This window comes from Cytobacillus oceanisediminis, from assembly GCF_004366035.1.
Classification (GTDB): Bacteria; Bacillota; Bacilli; order Bacillales; family Cytobacillaceae; genus Cytobacillus; species Cytobacillus oceanisediminis_C.
The window spans coordinates 59,043-75,074 of the sequence record NZ_SOEE01000008.1 but is presented as its reverse complement, the minus strand read 5'-3'; the positions used below and the strand labels follow the sequence as shown (position 1 = coordinate 75,074).

General features: G+C 42.0%; 17 protein-coding genes and 1 riboswitch. Of the genes, 12 read left to right on the top strand and 5 right to left on the bottom strand.

Annotated features, from left to right (window positions below):
- Window positions 1-188 precede the first annotated feature (188 nt).
- The 5 genes from DFO72_RS19850 (at window position 189) to DFO72_RS19830 (ending at window position 5,690) form a co-directional block, all read left to right on the top strand.
- Window positions 189-1,034: a DUF72 domain-containing protein gene (locus DFO72_RS19850; RefSeq protein WP_113883640.1), complete on the top strand. Its 846-nt coding sequence runs from the start codon at window positions 189-191 to the stop codon at window positions 1,032-1,034.
- Window positions 1,035-1,148: 114 nt separating this feature from the next.
- Window positions 1,149-1,451, top strand: a complete 303-nt coding sequence (locus tag DFO72_RS19845; RefSeq protein ID WP_113883639.1) for a YunC family protein — start codon at window positions 1,149-1,151, stop codon at window positions 1,449-1,451.
- A gap of 318 nt (window positions 1,452-1,769) precedes the next feature.
- Window positions 1,770-2,864: an HD-GYP domain-containing protein gene (locus tag DFO72_RS19840; RefSeq protein WP_113883637.1), complete on the top strand. Its 1,095-nt coding sequence runs from the start codon at window positions 1,770-1,772 to the stop codon at window positions 2,862-2,864.
- A gap of 71 nt (window positions 2,865-2,935) precedes the next feature.
- Window positions 2,936-3,682 carry a sporulation protein YunB gene (gene yunB / locus DFO72_RS19835; RefSeq protein ID WP_113883636.1) on the top strand — a complete coding sequence of 249 codons (747 nt, stop codon included), beginning with the start codon at window positions 2,936-2,938 and terminating at the stop codon, window positions 3,680-3,682.
- A 65-nt stretch (window positions 3,683-3,747) separates the two neighbouring features.
- Window positions 3,748-3,954: riboswitch (Lysine riboswitch) on the top strand.
- A 158-nt stretch (window positions 3,955-4,112) separates the two neighbouring features.
- Window positions 4,113-5,690 carry a Na+/H+ antiporter NhaC family protein gene (locus DFO72_RS19830; protein ID WP_113883635.1) on the top strand — a complete coding sequence of 526 codons (1,578 nt, stop codon included), beginning with the start codon at window positions 4,113-4,115 and terminating at the stop codon, window positions 5,688-5,690.
- Window positions 5,691-5,780: 90 nt separating this feature from the next.
- Here DFO72_RS19830 and DFO72_RS19825 read toward each other — a convergent pair whose 3' ends face one another.
- Window positions 5,781-6,662 carry a YsnF/AvaK domain-containing protein gene (locus DFO72_RS19825; protein WP_113883634.1) on the bottom strand — a complete coding sequence of 294 codons (882 nt, stop codon included), beginning with the start codon at window positions 6,660-6,662 and terminating at the stop codon, window positions 5,781-5,783.
- A gap of 461 nt (window positions 6,663-7,123) precedes the next feature.
- On the opposite strand from DFO72_RS19825, the gene DFO72_RS19820 reads away from it, so the two are divergent.
- The gene (locus DFO72_RS19820; protein WP_113883633.1) at window positions 7,124-8,635 is read left to right on the top strand and encodes a sodium-dependent transporter; all 1,512 of its coding nucleotides are present in this window, start codon (window positions 7,124-7,126) and stop codon (window positions 8,633-8,635) included.
- Window positions 8,635-8,742: a methionine/alanine import family NSS transporter small subunit gene (locus DFO72_RS19815; protein WP_113883632.1), complete on the top strand. Its 108-nt coding sequence runs from the start codon at window positions 8,635-8,637 to the stop codon at window positions 8,740-8,742. The genes DFO72_RS19820 and DFO72_RS19815 overlap by 1 nt, the downstream gene beginning before the upstream one ends.
- A 47-nt stretch (window positions 8,743-8,789) precedes the next feature.
- On the opposite strand, the gene DFO72_RS19810 is transcribed toward DFO72_RS19815, so the two are convergent.
- A complete protein-coding gene (locus tag DFO72_RS19810) occupies window positions 8,790-9,782 on the bottom strand; it encodes a M23 family metallopeptidase (RefSeq protein WP_113883631.1) in 993 nt (330 codons plus the stop codon).
- Between the two features lie 375 nt (window positions 9,783-10,157).
- Between DFO72_RS19810 and lipA the strand changes: the two genes are divergently transcribed.
- A complete protein-coding gene (lipA, locus tag DFO72_RS19805; RefSeq protein WP_113883630.1) occupies window positions 10,158-11,075 on the top strand; it encodes a lipoyl synthase in 918 nt (305 codons plus the stop codon).
- 96 nt (window positions 11,076-11,171) lie between these two features.
- Here the strand turns inward: lipA and DFO72_RS19800 are convergent, their stop codons facing one another.
- Window positions 11,172-11,858: a YhcN/YlaJ family sporulation lipoprotein gene (locus DFO72_RS19800; RefSeq protein ID WP_113883629.1), complete on the bottom strand. Its 687-nt coding sequence runs from the start codon at window positions 11,856-11,858 to the stop codon at window positions 11,172-11,174.
- A gap of 167 nt (window positions 11,859-12,025) precedes the next feature.
- Between DFO72_RS19800 and DFO72_RS19795 the strand changes: the two genes are divergently transcribed.
- Window positions 12,026-12,301: a YutD family protein gene (locus DFO72_RS19795; RefSeq protein ID WP_113883628.1), complete on the top strand. Its 276-nt coding sequence runs from the start codon at window positions 12,026-12,028 to the stop codon at window positions 12,299-12,301.
- Between the two features lie 68 nt (window positions 12,302-12,369).
- On the opposite strand, the gene DFO72_RS19790 is transcribed toward DFO72_RS19795, so the two are convergent.
- Window positions 12,370-12,657, bottom strand: a complete 288-nt coding sequence (locus DFO72_RS19790) for a cytosolic protein (RefSeq protein WP_113883627.1) — start codon at window positions 12,655-12,657, stop codon at window positions 12,370-12,372.
- Window positions 12,658-12,759: 102 nt separating this feature from the next.
- Window positions 12,760-13,026, bottom strand: coding sequence for a DUF3055 domain-containing protein (locus DFO72_RS19785; protein ID WP_009331714.1), 267 nt, complete (start codon window positions 13,024-13,026; stop codon window positions 12,760-12,762).
- 298 nt (window positions 13,027-13,324) lie between these two features.
- Here DFO72_RS19785 and DFO72_RS19780 point away from each other — a divergent pair, with 298 nt between their 5' ends.
- The 3 genes from DFO72_RS19780 to DFO72_RS19770 all read left to right on the top strand — a co-directional run bounded on the left by DFO72_RS19780 (window position 13,325) and on the right by DFO72_RS19770 (window position 16,016).
- Window positions 13,325-14,578, top strand: a complete 1,254-nt coding sequence (locus tag DFO72_RS19780) for an EAL domain-containing protein (protein ID WP_243856216.1) — start codon at window positions 13,325-13,327, stop codon at window positions 14,576-14,578.
- A gap of 15 nt (window positions 14,579-14,593) precedes the next feature.
- Window positions 14,594-15,034 carry a DUF86 domain-containing protein gene (locus DFO72_RS19775; RefSeq protein ID WP_113883625.1) on the top strand — a complete coding sequence of 147 codons (441 nt, stop codon included), beginning with the start codon at window positions 14,594-14,596 and terminating at the stop codon, window positions 15,032-15,034.
- Between the two features lie 355 nt (window positions 15,035-15,389).
- Window positions 15,390-16,016, top strand: a complete 627-nt coding sequence (locus tag DFO72_RS19770; RefSeq protein WP_113883623.1) for a helix-turn-helix transcriptional regulator — start codon at window positions 15,390-15,392, stop codon at window positions 16,014-16,016.
- Window positions 16,017-16,032 lie beyond the last annotated feature (16 nt).

Below are 16,032 nucleotides of genomic sequence, written 5' to 3'. Positions count from 1 at the left end.
CCGTTTACCGGCCATGGTAAGCGGGTTTTTAAATGATAAGAAGCTGCTGAAGGGCAGAAACTGATTATATTTGGAAAATTAATGATTAAATTGCTAAAGTGAAGATATAACCCTTTGCGATAATAAGCCAATGCGGTTTTGAATTATTTATTCTTAAAATACTTATGGCAAAAAACGGAGGTGTTTTAATGATTATCATAGGCGTAACAGGCTGGGGCGACCATGATAGCCTTTATGCAGGCAATATATCGCCGAGGGATAAATTAAAGGAGTACGCCGGCCATTTTCCGACTGTGGAGGTGGACTCAGCTTTTTATGCGGTTCAGCCAAAGCGCAACTCTTCCAAATGGGTAAAGGACACGCCTGAGTCTTTTCAATTTATAGTAAAAGCCTACCAGGGCATGACCGGTCATCAGAGAGGCGAAATCCCTTTTGAAAGCAAAGAAGAAATGTTTGAAGCTTTCATAGGCTCATTGGAGCCTTATATCCACTCCGGCAAACTGGCTATGGTGCTGTTTCAATTTCCGCCATGGTTTGACTGCAAAAAAGCCAATGTCGACTATCTTCGCTGGTGCAAAGAGCAGATGGGGGATATCCCATGTGCCCTGGAATTCAGGCATCAATCGTGGTTTCGGCCGGAGTTTAAGGAAAGCACATTAAGATTTATGAGAGAACAAGGCTGGATTCACAGCATCTGTGACGAACCGCAAGCTGGTGAGGGTTCTGTTCCAACTGTCCTGGAAACAACCCATCCTGATAAGGTGCTTGTCCGGTTTCATGGCCGAAATTTTCATGGCTGGCAGAAAAAGAATGGAGACAATTGGCGAGAGGTCCGCTATCTTTACCGGTATAACGAAAAAGAACTTGCTGAATGGGCGTTACATCTAAGACAGCTTGAGGAAAATTGTAAAAATGTATTCGTTGTCTTCAATAATAACTCTGGCGGTGATGCGGCAGACAATGCTAAACAAATGATCCGACTTCTTGATATCGAATACCAGCAGCTCGCTCCCAGACAGCTTGATTTATTTTAAGCGGTGCCAGGCACCTATACCACTTCAGCTAACGGGTATAGGTGCCAGGCACTTTCACCCTTTTCCTTGTCCGTACATATTGTGTAAGGAAAAAGGAAAGGAGTGGCGGCAAGTATGATTGATTTAAAACCGATTGATATAGAAGGCCATACTTTTTTGAGTGTATCGGTGCAATTGCCGAAGACCAATCTGCTTGTGGTAACGAATGATAAAGGGTATATCATGTGCGGCGCCCTTGATGTAGCTCTGCTGAATGAGAAGCTTAAGGACCGCAAAGTAATTGCCGGCAGGGCGGTCGGCGTAAAAACCATAGAGCAGCTGTTAGATGCCCCCCTTGAATCTGTCACATATGAAGCAGAGGAACTGGGCATTATTAAAGGGACGATAGGAAGAGATGCACTTCTTAAAATGATCTAAAGGCATGCCCTTGATAGGGATGTCTTTTTTATTGGATTTATATAAAGAGCTTCTACGGACACAAACTATTTTATCTGGAAAAAATCGGCTATCCGCACATAAATTTTTTTATCCGCACCTAAAAAACATAATTGAGTAAAAAAGCCCCGGAGTATAGAAAAGCACATTAAAGTTATCCTTAAAAACGGCATAAGAATCCATTTTCATAAAAAATTTGAGAACTTCCGCCAATGCTGGAATTTTGTCGTATAATGTAAATAAAACCAAATTATACCCGAAATATAAAGTAGCACTGAAAAAAGGATATGGGAGATACATATGAGATTAGCAGCAACCAATACAATTGAGACTGGCAGCGTTTTGGCCAAGGCTATATATAATGACAAGGGTCAGGTCCTCTTGCATGAAGGTGTGGAGCTGGCTGATAAATTAATATACAAATTGCAGGAAATGGGTATTACTTATGTGTATATCAGGGATTGGCGCACTGAGGATATTCAATATAAGGACCCTCTGACTGCCAAAATGCGAACGAAGGCTATTGAAACCATAGAATCGGTTCTGAAGGGTGTAGAAGCCAATAAAGATCTATCAGGCTCTTTAGTGATTGAGAAAGCCTCTAAACGGCTATCAGGGCTGGTTCGTCAGCTCATCGGTGAAATAAGGGGAAATAGAGAGCTGCTTACGATCCTATCAGATGTTTATACATATGACCACTATATTTTCACACACTCCCTGAATGTAACCCTTTATTCTCTGGCAATCGGGATGAAACTTCAGCTCCTGCCAAAGGAACTTGAAATCCTGGGGCTAGGTGCTATTCTCCATGATGTAGGGAAAATGAAGGTGCCAGCAGATATTCTTTTGAAACCGGGTAAATTGACAGCGGAAGAATTTGAATCAATAAAGAAGCACCCTGAAGTTGGATTTAATATATTAAGAAGAGTAGAGACGATTCCGCTCCTTGTTGCACATTGTGCCTTTCAGCATCATGAGCGTTTGAATGGCACCGGCTACCCGCGCGGCCTTGAGGGAGACGAGATACATGACTTCGGCAAGATTATTGCGATTGCCGATGTATTTGATGCAGTAACATCAAATCGTATTTACAGACAGGCTATGCTTCCGCATGAAGGTCTGGAGATTTTATATGCAGGGGCAGAAAAGTTATTTGATAAAAGGATAATTGAAGTTTTTCGTCAAGCGGTCGCTGTATATCCTGTGGGAGTTACAGTCGAGCTGAATGATGGCCGGAAAGGCGTTGTCTGCCGGCAGAACGCGGGTCTGAGTGATAGGCCTGTCATACGCGTACTTGAAGAAAAAGGCAGGAATGTCGAGCCATATGAAGCAGATTTGAGGATTGAATTGAATTCTGTCATTATAGGATGCGATACGACTTTTGTACAACAATAAACTATTTTGGATTTTTGAGCCTAGTTCCCTCCTTTACAGCATACATATAGCTTGTAAAGGGGGGATTTGTTTTGGCAAAATTTCGCGGCCGGCTGCCCCGGAAAGGTCCTCTGCCATTTCGTTATGTATTTCTATTGACCTTTATATTTTTCGTCATCTCAACAGCTGCCGGCCTATGGATTATCAACGAAGGGCTAAAGCCCACACTCATGAGCTATGCCGATTCACAGACAAGGAAAATCGCATCATTGGTGATAAACAATGCGATTAATAAAAAAATTACCAATGTGATGGATTTGGAAGATATGTTTGAAGCAAGTGAAAGCGGTGTTGTCAGCATTAATGTGGAAAAGCTGAACAGGGTCAAAGCGGAAGTAACCGAACTGGTTCAGGATAATATTAAAAAGGCGGAAAAGGGCGATTTGGATGCATTGGAGTCCTTTACAGACGTGGAAATTAACACGGAACAAATGCAGAATACAAATGGAATTGTTTATTACGTGCCGCTTGGCCAGGCAACCAATAATGCGCTCCTCGGAAACTTGGGTCCCCGGATACCGGTAAAATTTAATGCAGTTGGATCTGTTACCTCCAATTTTATAACTGAAACAAAGGATCACGGCATTAATAATGTTGAAGTAAAGGTACTGGTCCGTCTGGATGTGCAGGTTCAAATCATTATTCCCTTTGCCACTAAAATTATCACTGTACAGGAGGATGTACTGGCCGCTTATGGCATTTACCCGGGAAAGGTCCCGCAATTTTACAATGGCGGAGGGGGCACCTCACCTTCAATAGAAATACCGGCCGGCCAATAACACTTGCAAATAGATTAGTATTTTGATAAAATTTCAATATAATTTCATAAAAACCTTATCATATCCGATGGGGTAGAGGCGCAAGATTCAAGAGTACGCTGTGCGAGGATGACAACTAAGACCGCAGCCGAAAGGGAATGTTGCCGAAGCATGATTAGTGAGTCAGAACTAATCTTGCTGGGGTTACTTCAAATAGGAGTAACACTGTCATTATGAGGGGAAAGTATGAATATACTTTGTCAAAGCCTTCATAATGGGGAGCTACAGATCGTGATGGAGAAACTAATTACTTCAAAAGAGTAATGATAGATTTTTCTCTATCGTTACTCTTTTTTTATTTTGACTCTGTCATCATCCTTGTTGTTCCCCTGATTGAAAAACGGACACGCCTTTAATGGAGTGATCCAAAAAAACAAGAGGAGGACAAGTAATGGCAAACACGATTTTCTCCCTGCTGCCGCCTTTGGTAGCAATCGCCATGGTTATCCTGACCAGGCGCGTATTGCTGTCATTGGGAGTGGGGATCGTCACAGCCGCATTATTGCTGGCTGAATTTAGCATCACAGAAACATTCAGCATCATTTGGGATGCTGTAAAGGGAATTTTTGTTTCAGACGGAGAGCTGAACACCTGGAATGTATATATTATTCTATTCTTGCTTGTATTAGGAGTTATTACTGCATTTATATCTATTTCAGGCGGAAGCCGCGCATTTGGAGAATGGGCGATGAAGCGTGTCAAGACCCGTGCAGGCGCACAGATTGTCGGAGCTGTTTTAGGTATTATCATATTCATTGACGACTATTTCAATGCTCTGGCAGTCGGCCAGATTTCACGACCGATTACAGACCGCCAGCGTGTATCCCGGGCGAAACTTGCTTATTTGATTGATTCGACTTCAGCACCTGTTTGTGTGGTTTCTCCAGTATCAAGCTGGGGAGCATATATTATTGCGCTGATTGGAACTATCCTTGCTGCCCATAATGTGACCGAGTATTCCGCTTTCTCGGCATTCATTCAAATGATCCCAATGAATCTTTATGTATGGACTACACTTGCTATTGTGTTTATTGTAGCATTAAGAGGCATGGAAATTGGGCCAATGAAGGTTCATGAGAAGCGTGCAGTTGAAGAGGGGCTTGTAATGGATCCTGAGAAGCCTGCACCTGGTGAACTCAAAGACGACCTTCCAACAAGTTCAAAAGGATCGGTTGGGGATCTTGTGTATCCGATTATTGCCCTTGTCATTGGTACAGTAGGTGCAATGCTTTGGACGGGATCCCAAGCGGTTGAAGGAGATGCGACGCTACTGCAAATCTTTGAAAACACAGATGTTTCAAAGTCTCTTATCCTTGGTGGCCTAATTGGTTTGTTTGTCTCTATTGCATTATTCCTTCGACAGGCATATGTTTTAAAAGGAGTTAACGCAAATGTTTTTGGAGCAGGGGTATGGGAAGGCATTAAATCCATGCTTCCAGCTGTTTATATCTTACTGTTTGCCTGGGCGATTGTTGATTTGATCGGCCGTCTGGAAACTGGAAAATATTTGGCTGGTATTGTGGAAAGCTCCAATATGAGCACTTCCTGGCTTCCATTTTTACTCTTTGTCATAGCAGGCATTATGGCTTTTAGTACGGGAACTTCATGGGGATCTTTCGGCATCCTGCTTCCGATTGCTGGAGACATTGCTGCAGCAACGGATATCACGCTGTTATTGCCGGCTATGTCAGCTGTCCTTGCTGGAGCGGTTTTCGGAGATCATTGTTCACCGATTTCCGATACAACGATTCTTTCCTCAACTGGGGCAGGCTGTAACCATATAGACCATGTGATGACTCAGCTTCCATATGCCTTGATTTCAGCAGGGATCGCAGCTATTGGTTATTTAATCGTCGGGTTTACTGGCAGCACTGCTATCGCATTACTTACAGTGGCTGTTCTTGTAGCGGCATTTGCTTTCCTTGGCCGTGGCAAAAAAGAAGCCTGGCAGGAAAATAGGGCTAGTTAAACCTATAGAAAAAGGCTTTCTCTTTGAGAAGGCCTTTTTTTGTGTTCATTCATCATTATAAAAGGGGTCCCCCGGAAGGGACCCTTTTAATTATAGGTTGTCATTATTTCTTCCATTAAGAGAACGATTTAAGTCTTCATCGTCAGTAACATATTCACGGCCGCCTTCAAGATGTACTTCTTCTTTCTTAAGATTTTCTTTAACCTGCTGCGTTTCCTGAACTTCCCGTTTGCCTACGATAATCTCTTCAGTGACAACGGGCTTTTTGGAGACTTCTACACGCTCTTCTGTAATTGGGATCCTGATTGTTTCCTCATCTGATATAGGTGAGGTGCTTGCACCAGTTTGATCATCCACTTTTCTTCTTTCTACATACACTTCTTCATGCTCTACAGGTACATTAATTGCTTTTTGTTCTTCCACAACGTCTTTATGGATTTCAACCTCTCCGGCTTGAACACGTTCTTTTGACACATCCAGCTGTTCTTCCCGAAGTTTTAATGATTGTTCATCTTCTTCAGCGGGTTTTCTCTGCTGGCTATATCCCCCAGTGTAAGTGCTGTCCACATTGGCTTCAGCCGTTCCGGCATTGGTAAAGCCTGTTGCAGTATCTATTCGATCGCTGTATAAAATGATTTTTCCCTCGTTGACATAAGTTTCATACTTGCGTGCTTCATCATCTGTCATGCCCAGTTCCCTGAACTTTTCACCTGCAGAGTCGCTGCTCATACGATCATCATCAAACCATGATGCCAGACTATTTAAGAATCCCGCGCTTTCACCGCTGTCTCTATCTTTAGTCTCGAAGGTCTCTGTATGAACACCGGTTTTATCTTCAAGAGACGTATCCAGGTGTTCTGTCTGCCCAATGATGGATAGATCCTGAACAGGGTATCCGTCATTTTGCAGTTCTTGAATGGCATTTACTACTTCCCTTTGTGAATTATAAACTCCGATAATATTGGCATCCATTTGTAAAACCTCCTCTGTAATGCTTTATGCTAAATTTGGTAATGGTTAAGCACACTGGTTATATTCCCGGGACCTGGAAAACCAAACAAGGTTAATTTTGGCATTACGTCAATTTTATTTAGAATTTTCTGAATAAATCGCGAAAGTTTTTAGCTTTTGAGAATAAATTTTACTAAGGAGGTGAGGACAAATAATGAATTGATCAGCTTTGGTGAAATAACTCTTGGTAAGTGGATTTCAAATGAAATCAAAATAGGAGTATATCAATATTCTTAGTTGCTTTACTCTAGCAGTGTGTTAAAACATATTATTTTGAAAAATATTATTATGCCTAAAATAATGTTTTGACAGATTATCAAAAACTAGCTATACTAGGCTTAGTTAGATTTAATTATCTGAAAATATAAAAAGTTCCCATTGTTCTTTTTAATTGGGAATATTTACAGGGGGTAGGAAATACTATGGATAATCGTCCGCAGTGGGGTACAAGGGCAGGCTTTATTTTAGCTGCTGTAGGGTCGGCTGTCGGCTTGGGAAACATCTGGCGATTCCCGGCAGTGGCCTATGAAAATGGAGGAGGAGCGTTCTTCTTTCCATACTTATTTGCATTATTAACGGCGGGGATTCCTTTGCTGGTCATGGAGTTTACGATCGGCCATAAATACCGGGGGTCAGCACCGCTTTCTTATGCAAGACTCAGTAAAAAGTACGAGTGGCTTGGCTGGTGGCAGGTTGCCGTATCATTTGTCATCTCAACTTATTATGCCGTAATTATTGCTTGGGCTATGTCATTTGCTGGCTTTTCATTCAGCTTAAAATGGGGAGATGATCCGGAAGGTTTCTTATTTGGAAGCTACCTTAACTTAGCTGAAGCTCCTGGCCAGGTTGGGTCAATCGTTCCAGGCGTATTCATTCCATTAGTCATTACGTGGGTTATCACACTGGGTGTTCTATTCAAAGGTGTTAAGAAAGGTATTGAGATTGCGAACAAAATCTTTATTCCTGCACTTGTTATTTTATTCTTTATTATTGTTGTTCGCGCATTAACTTTAGAAGGCGCTGCACAGGGACTTGATGCTTTCTTCAAGCCTGACTGGAGCCAGATTGCGAGCCCGAAAGTATGGGTTGCAGCCTATGGGCAAATTTTCTTCAGTTTATCCATTGCTTTCGCCATCATGGTAACATACTCAAGTTACCTTCCTAAAAAGACGGATATTACTAATAATGCCTTTATTACTGGTTTTGCTAACTCAGGATTTGAACTGCTAGCAGGTATCGGAGTATTCGCTGCACTTGGATTTATGGCTAACCAAGCTGGGGTTCCGGTCAGTGAAGTCGTTACGGCAGGTGTTGGTTTGGCGTTTGTTGTATTTCCGCAGATTATTAATGAATTCCCTGCCTTAAATGGCTTATTCGGCTCTCTGTTCTTTATCTGTCTGGTGCTTGCGGGATTATCTTCATTAATCTCTATCGTTGAGACTTTCGTTGCTGGAGTACAGGACAAATTCAAGACTTCCCGTACAAAAGCTGTTCTATTTGGCGGAGGTTTATCGGCAGTTATCTCCATCTTATTTGCTACTCAGGGCGGCTTATACTTCCTTGATGCGGCTGATTATTTCATCAACCAATTCGGTGTGGCGCTTGCCGGCCTGGTTGAGGTTGTCATTGTAGCTTGGGTGCTTAAAGAACTTAAAAACCTTCAAAACCATGCGGATAGCATGTCTGATATCCGCTTAGGCGGCTGGTGGAGAGTTTGCTTAGGCTTCATTACCCCAATCGTTTTAGGCTACATGATGGTTCAAAATATCATTACAAACATTAAGGATAATTATGAAGGCTACCCGACCAGCTTCCTGTTATATTCAGGATGGGGTGTTGCAATAGGAGCCATCATTCTGGGCTTTGTCTTCATGTCAATCAAATGGCAGAAAAATACGCTTGAAATCCCTGAAAAGAAGGAGGTATCTCAATAATGTCTGGAAGTGCAATTACAATGATGGTGGTTGGGATGCTCATTATCTGGGGCGGTCTTGCAGCAAGTATCATAAATGCCGTATCTAAAGCTAGAAAAGCTAAATAATATAAACAAAGGACTGTCCGTTTAAAAGGGCAGTCCTTTATTCATATTTATTTTTTCCTGGCTTTTATCCGATCCTGTCTTTCCCATAATCTTAAATGAGGATAGGGATCATAGGACCACTCAGTATAGCCATTGTCTTTGTAGATGCCATAATGGAGATGGGGAGGGAATTTGCCTGATGTACCCGGAGGCCCATAGCCAGAGCTTCCTACCCCTCCTATCATCATACCAGGTTCAACAATTTGTCCAACCCTGAGGTCCTTTGCAAATCCGCTTAAGTGGGCAAAATAATGGTAGTTGTTATTAATATCACGGATGCCGATTCTCCATCCGCCATATTTATTCCAGCCCTTCATTTCCACTATTCCATAGGATGTAGCCCGGACGGGAACCCCGTAATCAGCGAAAATATCGGTTCCCTCATGAATCCGTCTTCCTCCCCATCCTCTTGCGTCACCCCATGTATTTCTGTAGCTGTAATTGCTCCTCAAGGGGACAGGGAAGGCGTGATCATCAAGATCAAGGCGGCCGAACTGCTTATATATCTGGGCTTTGCCGATAATGATGCCGACAGCTTTATCACGCTTATAATAATTCCACAATCCAATTTTTAAATTTTCATGGTCTGTACCATAGGAGAGAAGGAAATTGGCAAAGGAATGAAGAACATCTTCATCACTTTTCAAGCTGGCTTTTCCGTCCCCGTCCCCGTCCATTCCTATTCCGTTGAAAAATTGAATGGATGCAGGATTCTCATCGGATGGATCTGGATTCAAGATCCCCGCCCACTCTTCAGTTTTGAAATAGATGCCTGTAATGCCTTCAGCTTTGGGAATATCCCTTCTGGATTGCCGGACATTCCGTTCATACTGATCAATCCCCGCTATGTAATACCAGGGAATGTTCGTAACAGCTTCAACTTTTTTATATAAGGTCATTCTTTGTTTATATACATCAGCTTGATTTTCCTGGGCGCTGACTGTGCATAAGGAAATCAGAAAAAACGATAAGGCCGCAGCTGCGGTAAATAAGATCCGCACGGAAATCCTCCCTTCTTTTATGGTCTGCTTATTTAGTTTGTGAGGAATAGATAATTTAATAAATATCAATTAATGGTAATACCAGAAACTTCGGCTTGTCCTCTTCAATTCATTATGATAAAGTGGCATCAGGTGAAGCCTAATCAGCTTAGTCGGAATTTGCTTATGACTGGCTTTTTTAATTGGCAAGAATGTATAAATTCTGAAATTAGATTACTGTCTAGCTCCAGCGCCTACCCCCTCGAGGTCACAAGCCCATCCTCCCCAAAAGGCAAAGGACGCCTTTCTGTGAGGCTCGTCTTGTGCTTGTCGGGGGTGAACAAGGCGCCTCCGCTTTTCTACACGTCTAGCTTCAGTCTTTTAAGGAGTGGGAAAATGAGCAAAAAAGAAGAGTACTTGCGAAAGCCGGAATGGCTGAAAATAAAGTTAAACACAAATGAAAATTATACTGGCCTTAAAAAAATGATGAGGGAAAAGAATCTGCATACTGTTTGTGAAGAAGCTAAATGTCCCAACATTCATGAATGCTGGGCAGTAAGAAGGACTGCTACGTTCATGATTCTTGGGGATGTTTGTACGCGTGCCTGCCGTTTTTGTGCAGTTAAAACGGGCCTGCCGACTGAATTGGATCTTCAGGAGCCAGAACGAGTGGCGGATTCTGTTGCACTCATGAACTTAAAGCATGCGGTTGTAACAGCGGTAGCAAGAGATGACTTAAAGGATGGCGGTGCTGCTGTTTTCGCAGAAACGGTCCGTGCCATCAGGAGAAAAAGCCCGTTCACTACAATTGAAGTATTGCCTTCAGACATGGGCGGTGTGTATGAAAACCTGAAAATGCTTATGGATGCCCGTCCTGATATTCTTAACCATAATATCGAAACAGTCGAGCGTCTGACTCCAAGAGTTAGAGCGCGTGCGAAGTATAAGCGTTCTCTTGAATTTTTAAAGCGCGCAAAAGAAATGCAGCCGGATATCCCTACAAAATCCAGCTTGATGATCGGGCTCGGCGAAACAAAAGAGGAAATTATTGCAGTAATGGATGATCTCCGTGCTCATGATGTAGACATTATGACAATTGGACAATATTTGCAGCCTTCTAAGAAACATCTTAAGGTATTGAAATATTATTCACCTGAAGAATTCCAGGAGCTGAAGGACATTGCAATGAGCAAAGGATTCAGCCATTGTGAAGCAGGCCCGCTTGTCCGCTCTTCCTATCATGCTGATGAGCAGGTAAATGCCGCATCCAAGCAAAAGCAGCTTATGGGAGAAAAGGAAATCCAGGAAGCATAAGATGAAAAAAAGAGTTCAGCGCCATCGCTGGACTCTTTTTTCAAAGTAAGGAAGTACAAAATTTAAAACGTCGATGACTGTTTCCGCTTTTCTTGGTTAACGATTTCCTGCTTTTTTGACGGTTTCTCCCAGATCATCTTTATCTATATCATCGTTTCTTTCGCCCTGCATTTCACCGTTTTCATTTTCACTCTCACTCATTCTTTCTCCTTGAGGAGATTTAAGCATTTGTTTAATTAACTGGTTAATGCCATTTTCTGCATTTCGTCCATCAGAATCAACTGTTGCATAGTTTTCAACATTTTTTCTTAATGAAGTATCATCACTTACATAGACATGATACCATCTTGGGACAACAGACATGGCCATCTTCTTCACCTGATCAGCTGTCTGATTGCGATTTTTTGTGTCCGTGTTATATACGATCAGGACTTCTTCATCTGTTACAAGAGTTGAAATATCGTCCACATTCGGAACTTCGGTGCAATATTTTCCGATAATATCTGCAACCTGCTCCCGATCAATGGCAGCATAGTGATCCGCTGAAACGTTGTCTCCCATAATTGGGCTTTTTTGATGACGCACATATCCGAAGTCTTCACCGATATTGTTTCGGCCGTTTCGGCCGTTGCCCATATCCCTATTGTATAAATCAGCACGCTGGTCATTTACATTTATGGTGTGACCGGTTTCTTCATAGATATCTTCTTTTGCGGCATTGTTTTGACAGGCAGTCAGTGCAGCGATGCTGCTGATGCCAAGAATTATTAGTGATTTTTTCACTATAAACACCTCCTCATCTATAGAATTGCCACTGCTGAATTTTTTTCTCTTAGTAATTGATGGGGAATCAGTTATAATTTAATTAGGACAAATATTGGTTTGTTTTCATATCCTGTGATTTCCAATATAATACCAGTACATATGCTTTTTAAGATGAGGTGAATAAATTGGTCTGCATTAATAACATCTGCTATGAATTGATTCATGAAGAACGGAATGGTTTCAATGAGGAAGCATTTCGAGGGAGATACAGCGAAATTTTATCCAGATATGACTATATAGTTGGCGACTGGGGATATGGTCAGCTTCGTCTCCGCGGCTTTTTCGACGATCAGAACCAAAAGGCTTCATTTGATACAAAAATAAGTACTCTGACCGAGTATCTTTACGAATTCTGTAATTTCGGATGTGCCTATTTTGTTGTGAAAAAAGTGAAAAGTTAAAAAGGGCAGGGGGGAACCCGGCCCTTTTTTGGTGCTGTCTAGCCCTTTGTGGGGGCACATACGCTTTTTTAAGTCTCTGTATATGGCGGTTCTTCATTTTTATCAGGGTCATCATGCGGCGGGTGCGCCCCTGGCATTTGCCGCGGCAAGTTCTGGTGGAGGGACTTGAACTCATAGTTGAAGGCACTATAGTAGCGCTGGCCCTCCCGCCATGGGGTGCTTTTGTTCTCTACCGGCTCATCGGCATTTCTGGGAGAGCCATAGGCACCTTCAGGCAAGTCCTCGGGAATAAGGAAATTCCTTTGCGTTTCCACATTTGAGAAATCGGTGTATGTGCGTCTTTCTTTATCGTCCATGCTATCACTCCTTAGGAAGTTATATGCAGCAGGGTCTTTAAAGAAGAAAAAAGAGAACCCAGCAAAATAGGTTCTCCCTTAGTATCTGTTTATTATCGTATATTAAACAATTTCCATGAGAAATGACTTAAGCTCCTCTGCATCTTCCTCAGAAAGCTGAAAAACATGCTCGAGATAGCCTTCTTCCTTTAAATCATCTTCCCCTATAATGGCAAATCTGCTTCCTTGGATATCAAGGACCAATTGTTTGCCATAATAGCGATCGGAACGGACAATAGCCAAATCGAATCGCTGATTTTCTCCCATAAAGCTGACAAATCTGGTTTTTGTTTCTTCAAGATCATCATATAAGAAAAAGCGTTCTGCCAAATATAACACTCCTCAGTTGTTTTATATAACCGATTATAGCATGTCCTTGTTAGGTTTATGTTCGAAGGGGATGAATCTTTTTATCATCTTTTCACCCATGAATGGCTAAATATATATTTTTTTCTATTAAAGGTAAAAATACTCAATTCAAAATATTGTGATACAATAGCTGGTAGGGTAGCATAGTAATAAAGGCTTATAGGCAATACAAAAATAAAGCTGGCACCTGAGAGGAATGAAAGGTATGGTCCACCATTACATAAAAAGATTTAAGCCTGTTGGAAATTGGGGCAAACTTATGCTTCCTTTAAATAAGATAAAGTATTTCCCTCCTCAGTTCATTATTCGTGACCCGGTTGCAGAAGGAGTAGATCTGGTGCTGAAACAAGGTTTTGAAGTGGCCGTTGCTGTTTTTAATTTTAAAAATTGGCAAGACCTGTCCGAACAGCTGGGTGAGCTTTCTTTCAGACAGTTTATAAAAAACATTAAGGAGATATTTTTGGCAGTCATTCAGCGGGAACTTGAAGATAATCAAATCATTATCGTGCATGATCATTATAGTGATGGCCTTGCCTTGATATTGAAAGTGGACCCTGGCAGGGATTGTGTGACAGAAATTGATCAAACACTGAAAAAAATTGTCAAAGAAGCTGAAAAATACATACATAATGATACACCTCATATAAGGCCTGTTATTGATGCGGGTTATATGTTTGTTGAAAAGAAGTATTACTCGTCTGTTCAGGAAGCAGTTTACAAAGCCCATCAGCATGCACTCGCAATGGCTGAAAAAAGAGTCAGATCCGAGTTTAATGAAATGATGTACAAAATAAATAAAATTGTGGCTAAAAAGGATATCAAAATGCTGGCGCAGCCGATTATTAATGTGGCTACAGGCGAGGTAAAGGCATGGGAAATGCTCACAAGAGGTCCGAGCGGCACTTCCCTGGAAAGCCCTCTACAGCTTTTTACCATTGCACGGCAGACCGGCAGCCTTTATGATCTGGAGCTTATCGTACTTGAGAAAACACTTGAACAGATAACTAAGACAGGCTGCACCCAGGATATATTTATTAACTTCACCCCGATAACAATAGGGAATGAAAGGTTTGTGAGGGATGTAAAGAAAATGCTCACCGGCTATAAAAATATTCCTCCTGAACAGATCACACTTGAAATTACTGAACGTGATCCCATTGAAGGTATTGAAAACTTTATATACAATATAAAGGTATTAAGAACATTAGGATTTCGGGTGGCTGTGGATGACACCGGTGCAGGTTATGCCAGTTTAAATTCCATAAGTGAGATTATGCCGGATATAATAAAAATCGACCGTTCCGTCATTAAAGGCATTGATACGAACAGGGTAAAAGAATCCATGCTGAAGGGTCTCCTTTTAGTGGCGAAAGAAGCGGGTTCACTGGTGGTTGCCGAGGGAATTGAAAGTGAAGGGGAGGCATCGGTTCTCTCCAGAAACAATGTCGATTTAGCTCAGGGATATTTCTACGCTCGGCCGGATACTTTAACCAAGAGCCTGAAATCTTCATAGGAGGAAGGAAGCATTATGTATTTCGTAGACAGGGAAAAGATCGAAGACACACTCAGTTATCTGGAACAGCAAATCTCCCTTTTTGAAGAAGTGAAAGAGTGGACATCCCCTATTGAAAAGGCAGCCTTGGAACGAATTGCCCAAATTATGATCGAAGCTATCCTTGATACTGGAAATACGATGATTGACGGCTTTATCATGAGGGATCCAGGCAGCTACGATGATATCGTGGATATTCTTGACGACGAAAAGGTTATCAGCAAAGAAATGAGCAATAGCTTTAAACAGTTCATTACATATCGTAAAATGCTCGTCCAAAATTACACAGACGTCAATCATGAGGGCCTAATAACAGCTATAAGCAGTCATATGCCCATGATTAAAGAGTTTCCTGGCAGGGTCAGGGAGTATCTAATCAATGAACTGGGACCGGTTTCTGCTTTTAAACCTCAATAAAGATCGGAGAAATCCGATCTTTTTCTCTGTATAGGAAACTTTAAAATGGAACTGACTCTGTGGAAAGGTTGTTTGCATCTAGCTCCAGCGCCTAGCCCCTCGGGTCATAAGCCAAATCACTCCAGAAATCAGGACAAGGAACGCTACGTCAGCGATACATCGCCCGACCAAAGATTGCTTTGGAAGGTTTCCTGCGTGATTCGTCTTATGCCTGTCGGACTTGTACAGGATGTGCTGGCTTCAACGTTCGCCACAGGACGTGGCGGTTTTTAGTTGGAGCTCATCTGATCCAGGCGCTCGCTTTTGTACCTAGGGAGCATATTAGGTTTGAATAAAGAGAAGGGCGGTGAATGTCATGCATGTTGGCGAAAATTCAACAAAAGAAGTGATCTTGGGGTTGATTAAAACAACGGGGAAACTTTCCATACTGGAAATGGCCAAAGAACTGGGAATATCAGAAATGGCCGTCAGAAAGCATATTCAGGCACTTGAAAAAGATGGTTTTATTAAATCTGCAATCCAGAGGCAAACAAAAGGGCGCCCTTCGAAGCTTTACCAGCTAACAGCAAAAAGCGAAGATCTGTTTCCGAAAAAATACAAGCAGTTAAGTGTTGAATTATTAACAGAACTAAAAAGCATGGGGCAGGGCCATTTAATTACAGAGTTGTTTTCCAGAAGGAAGAACCGCCTCGTACAGCAGTATGAGATTCAGACAGTCGGGAAGTCTTTTTCAGAAAAGCTCCAGGTGCTTGAGGACCTTCTCCTGCTTGAAGGCTTTATGCCGGAAGTGCGAATAGAGGAAGGCCAAGTCCATCTCAAAGAGTTTAATTGCCCGTATATTGAAACAGCAGAAGAATTTAGACAAATCTGCAGGTCTGAAAAAGAGTTTATCAAAGATTTTCTTTCTGCTGATCATGTTGATATCAAATCCTGTATGGCTGCCGGTGATGGGTGCTGTCATTATATAATAAAACAAGGTTAAGCGAGGACTCCGGTTC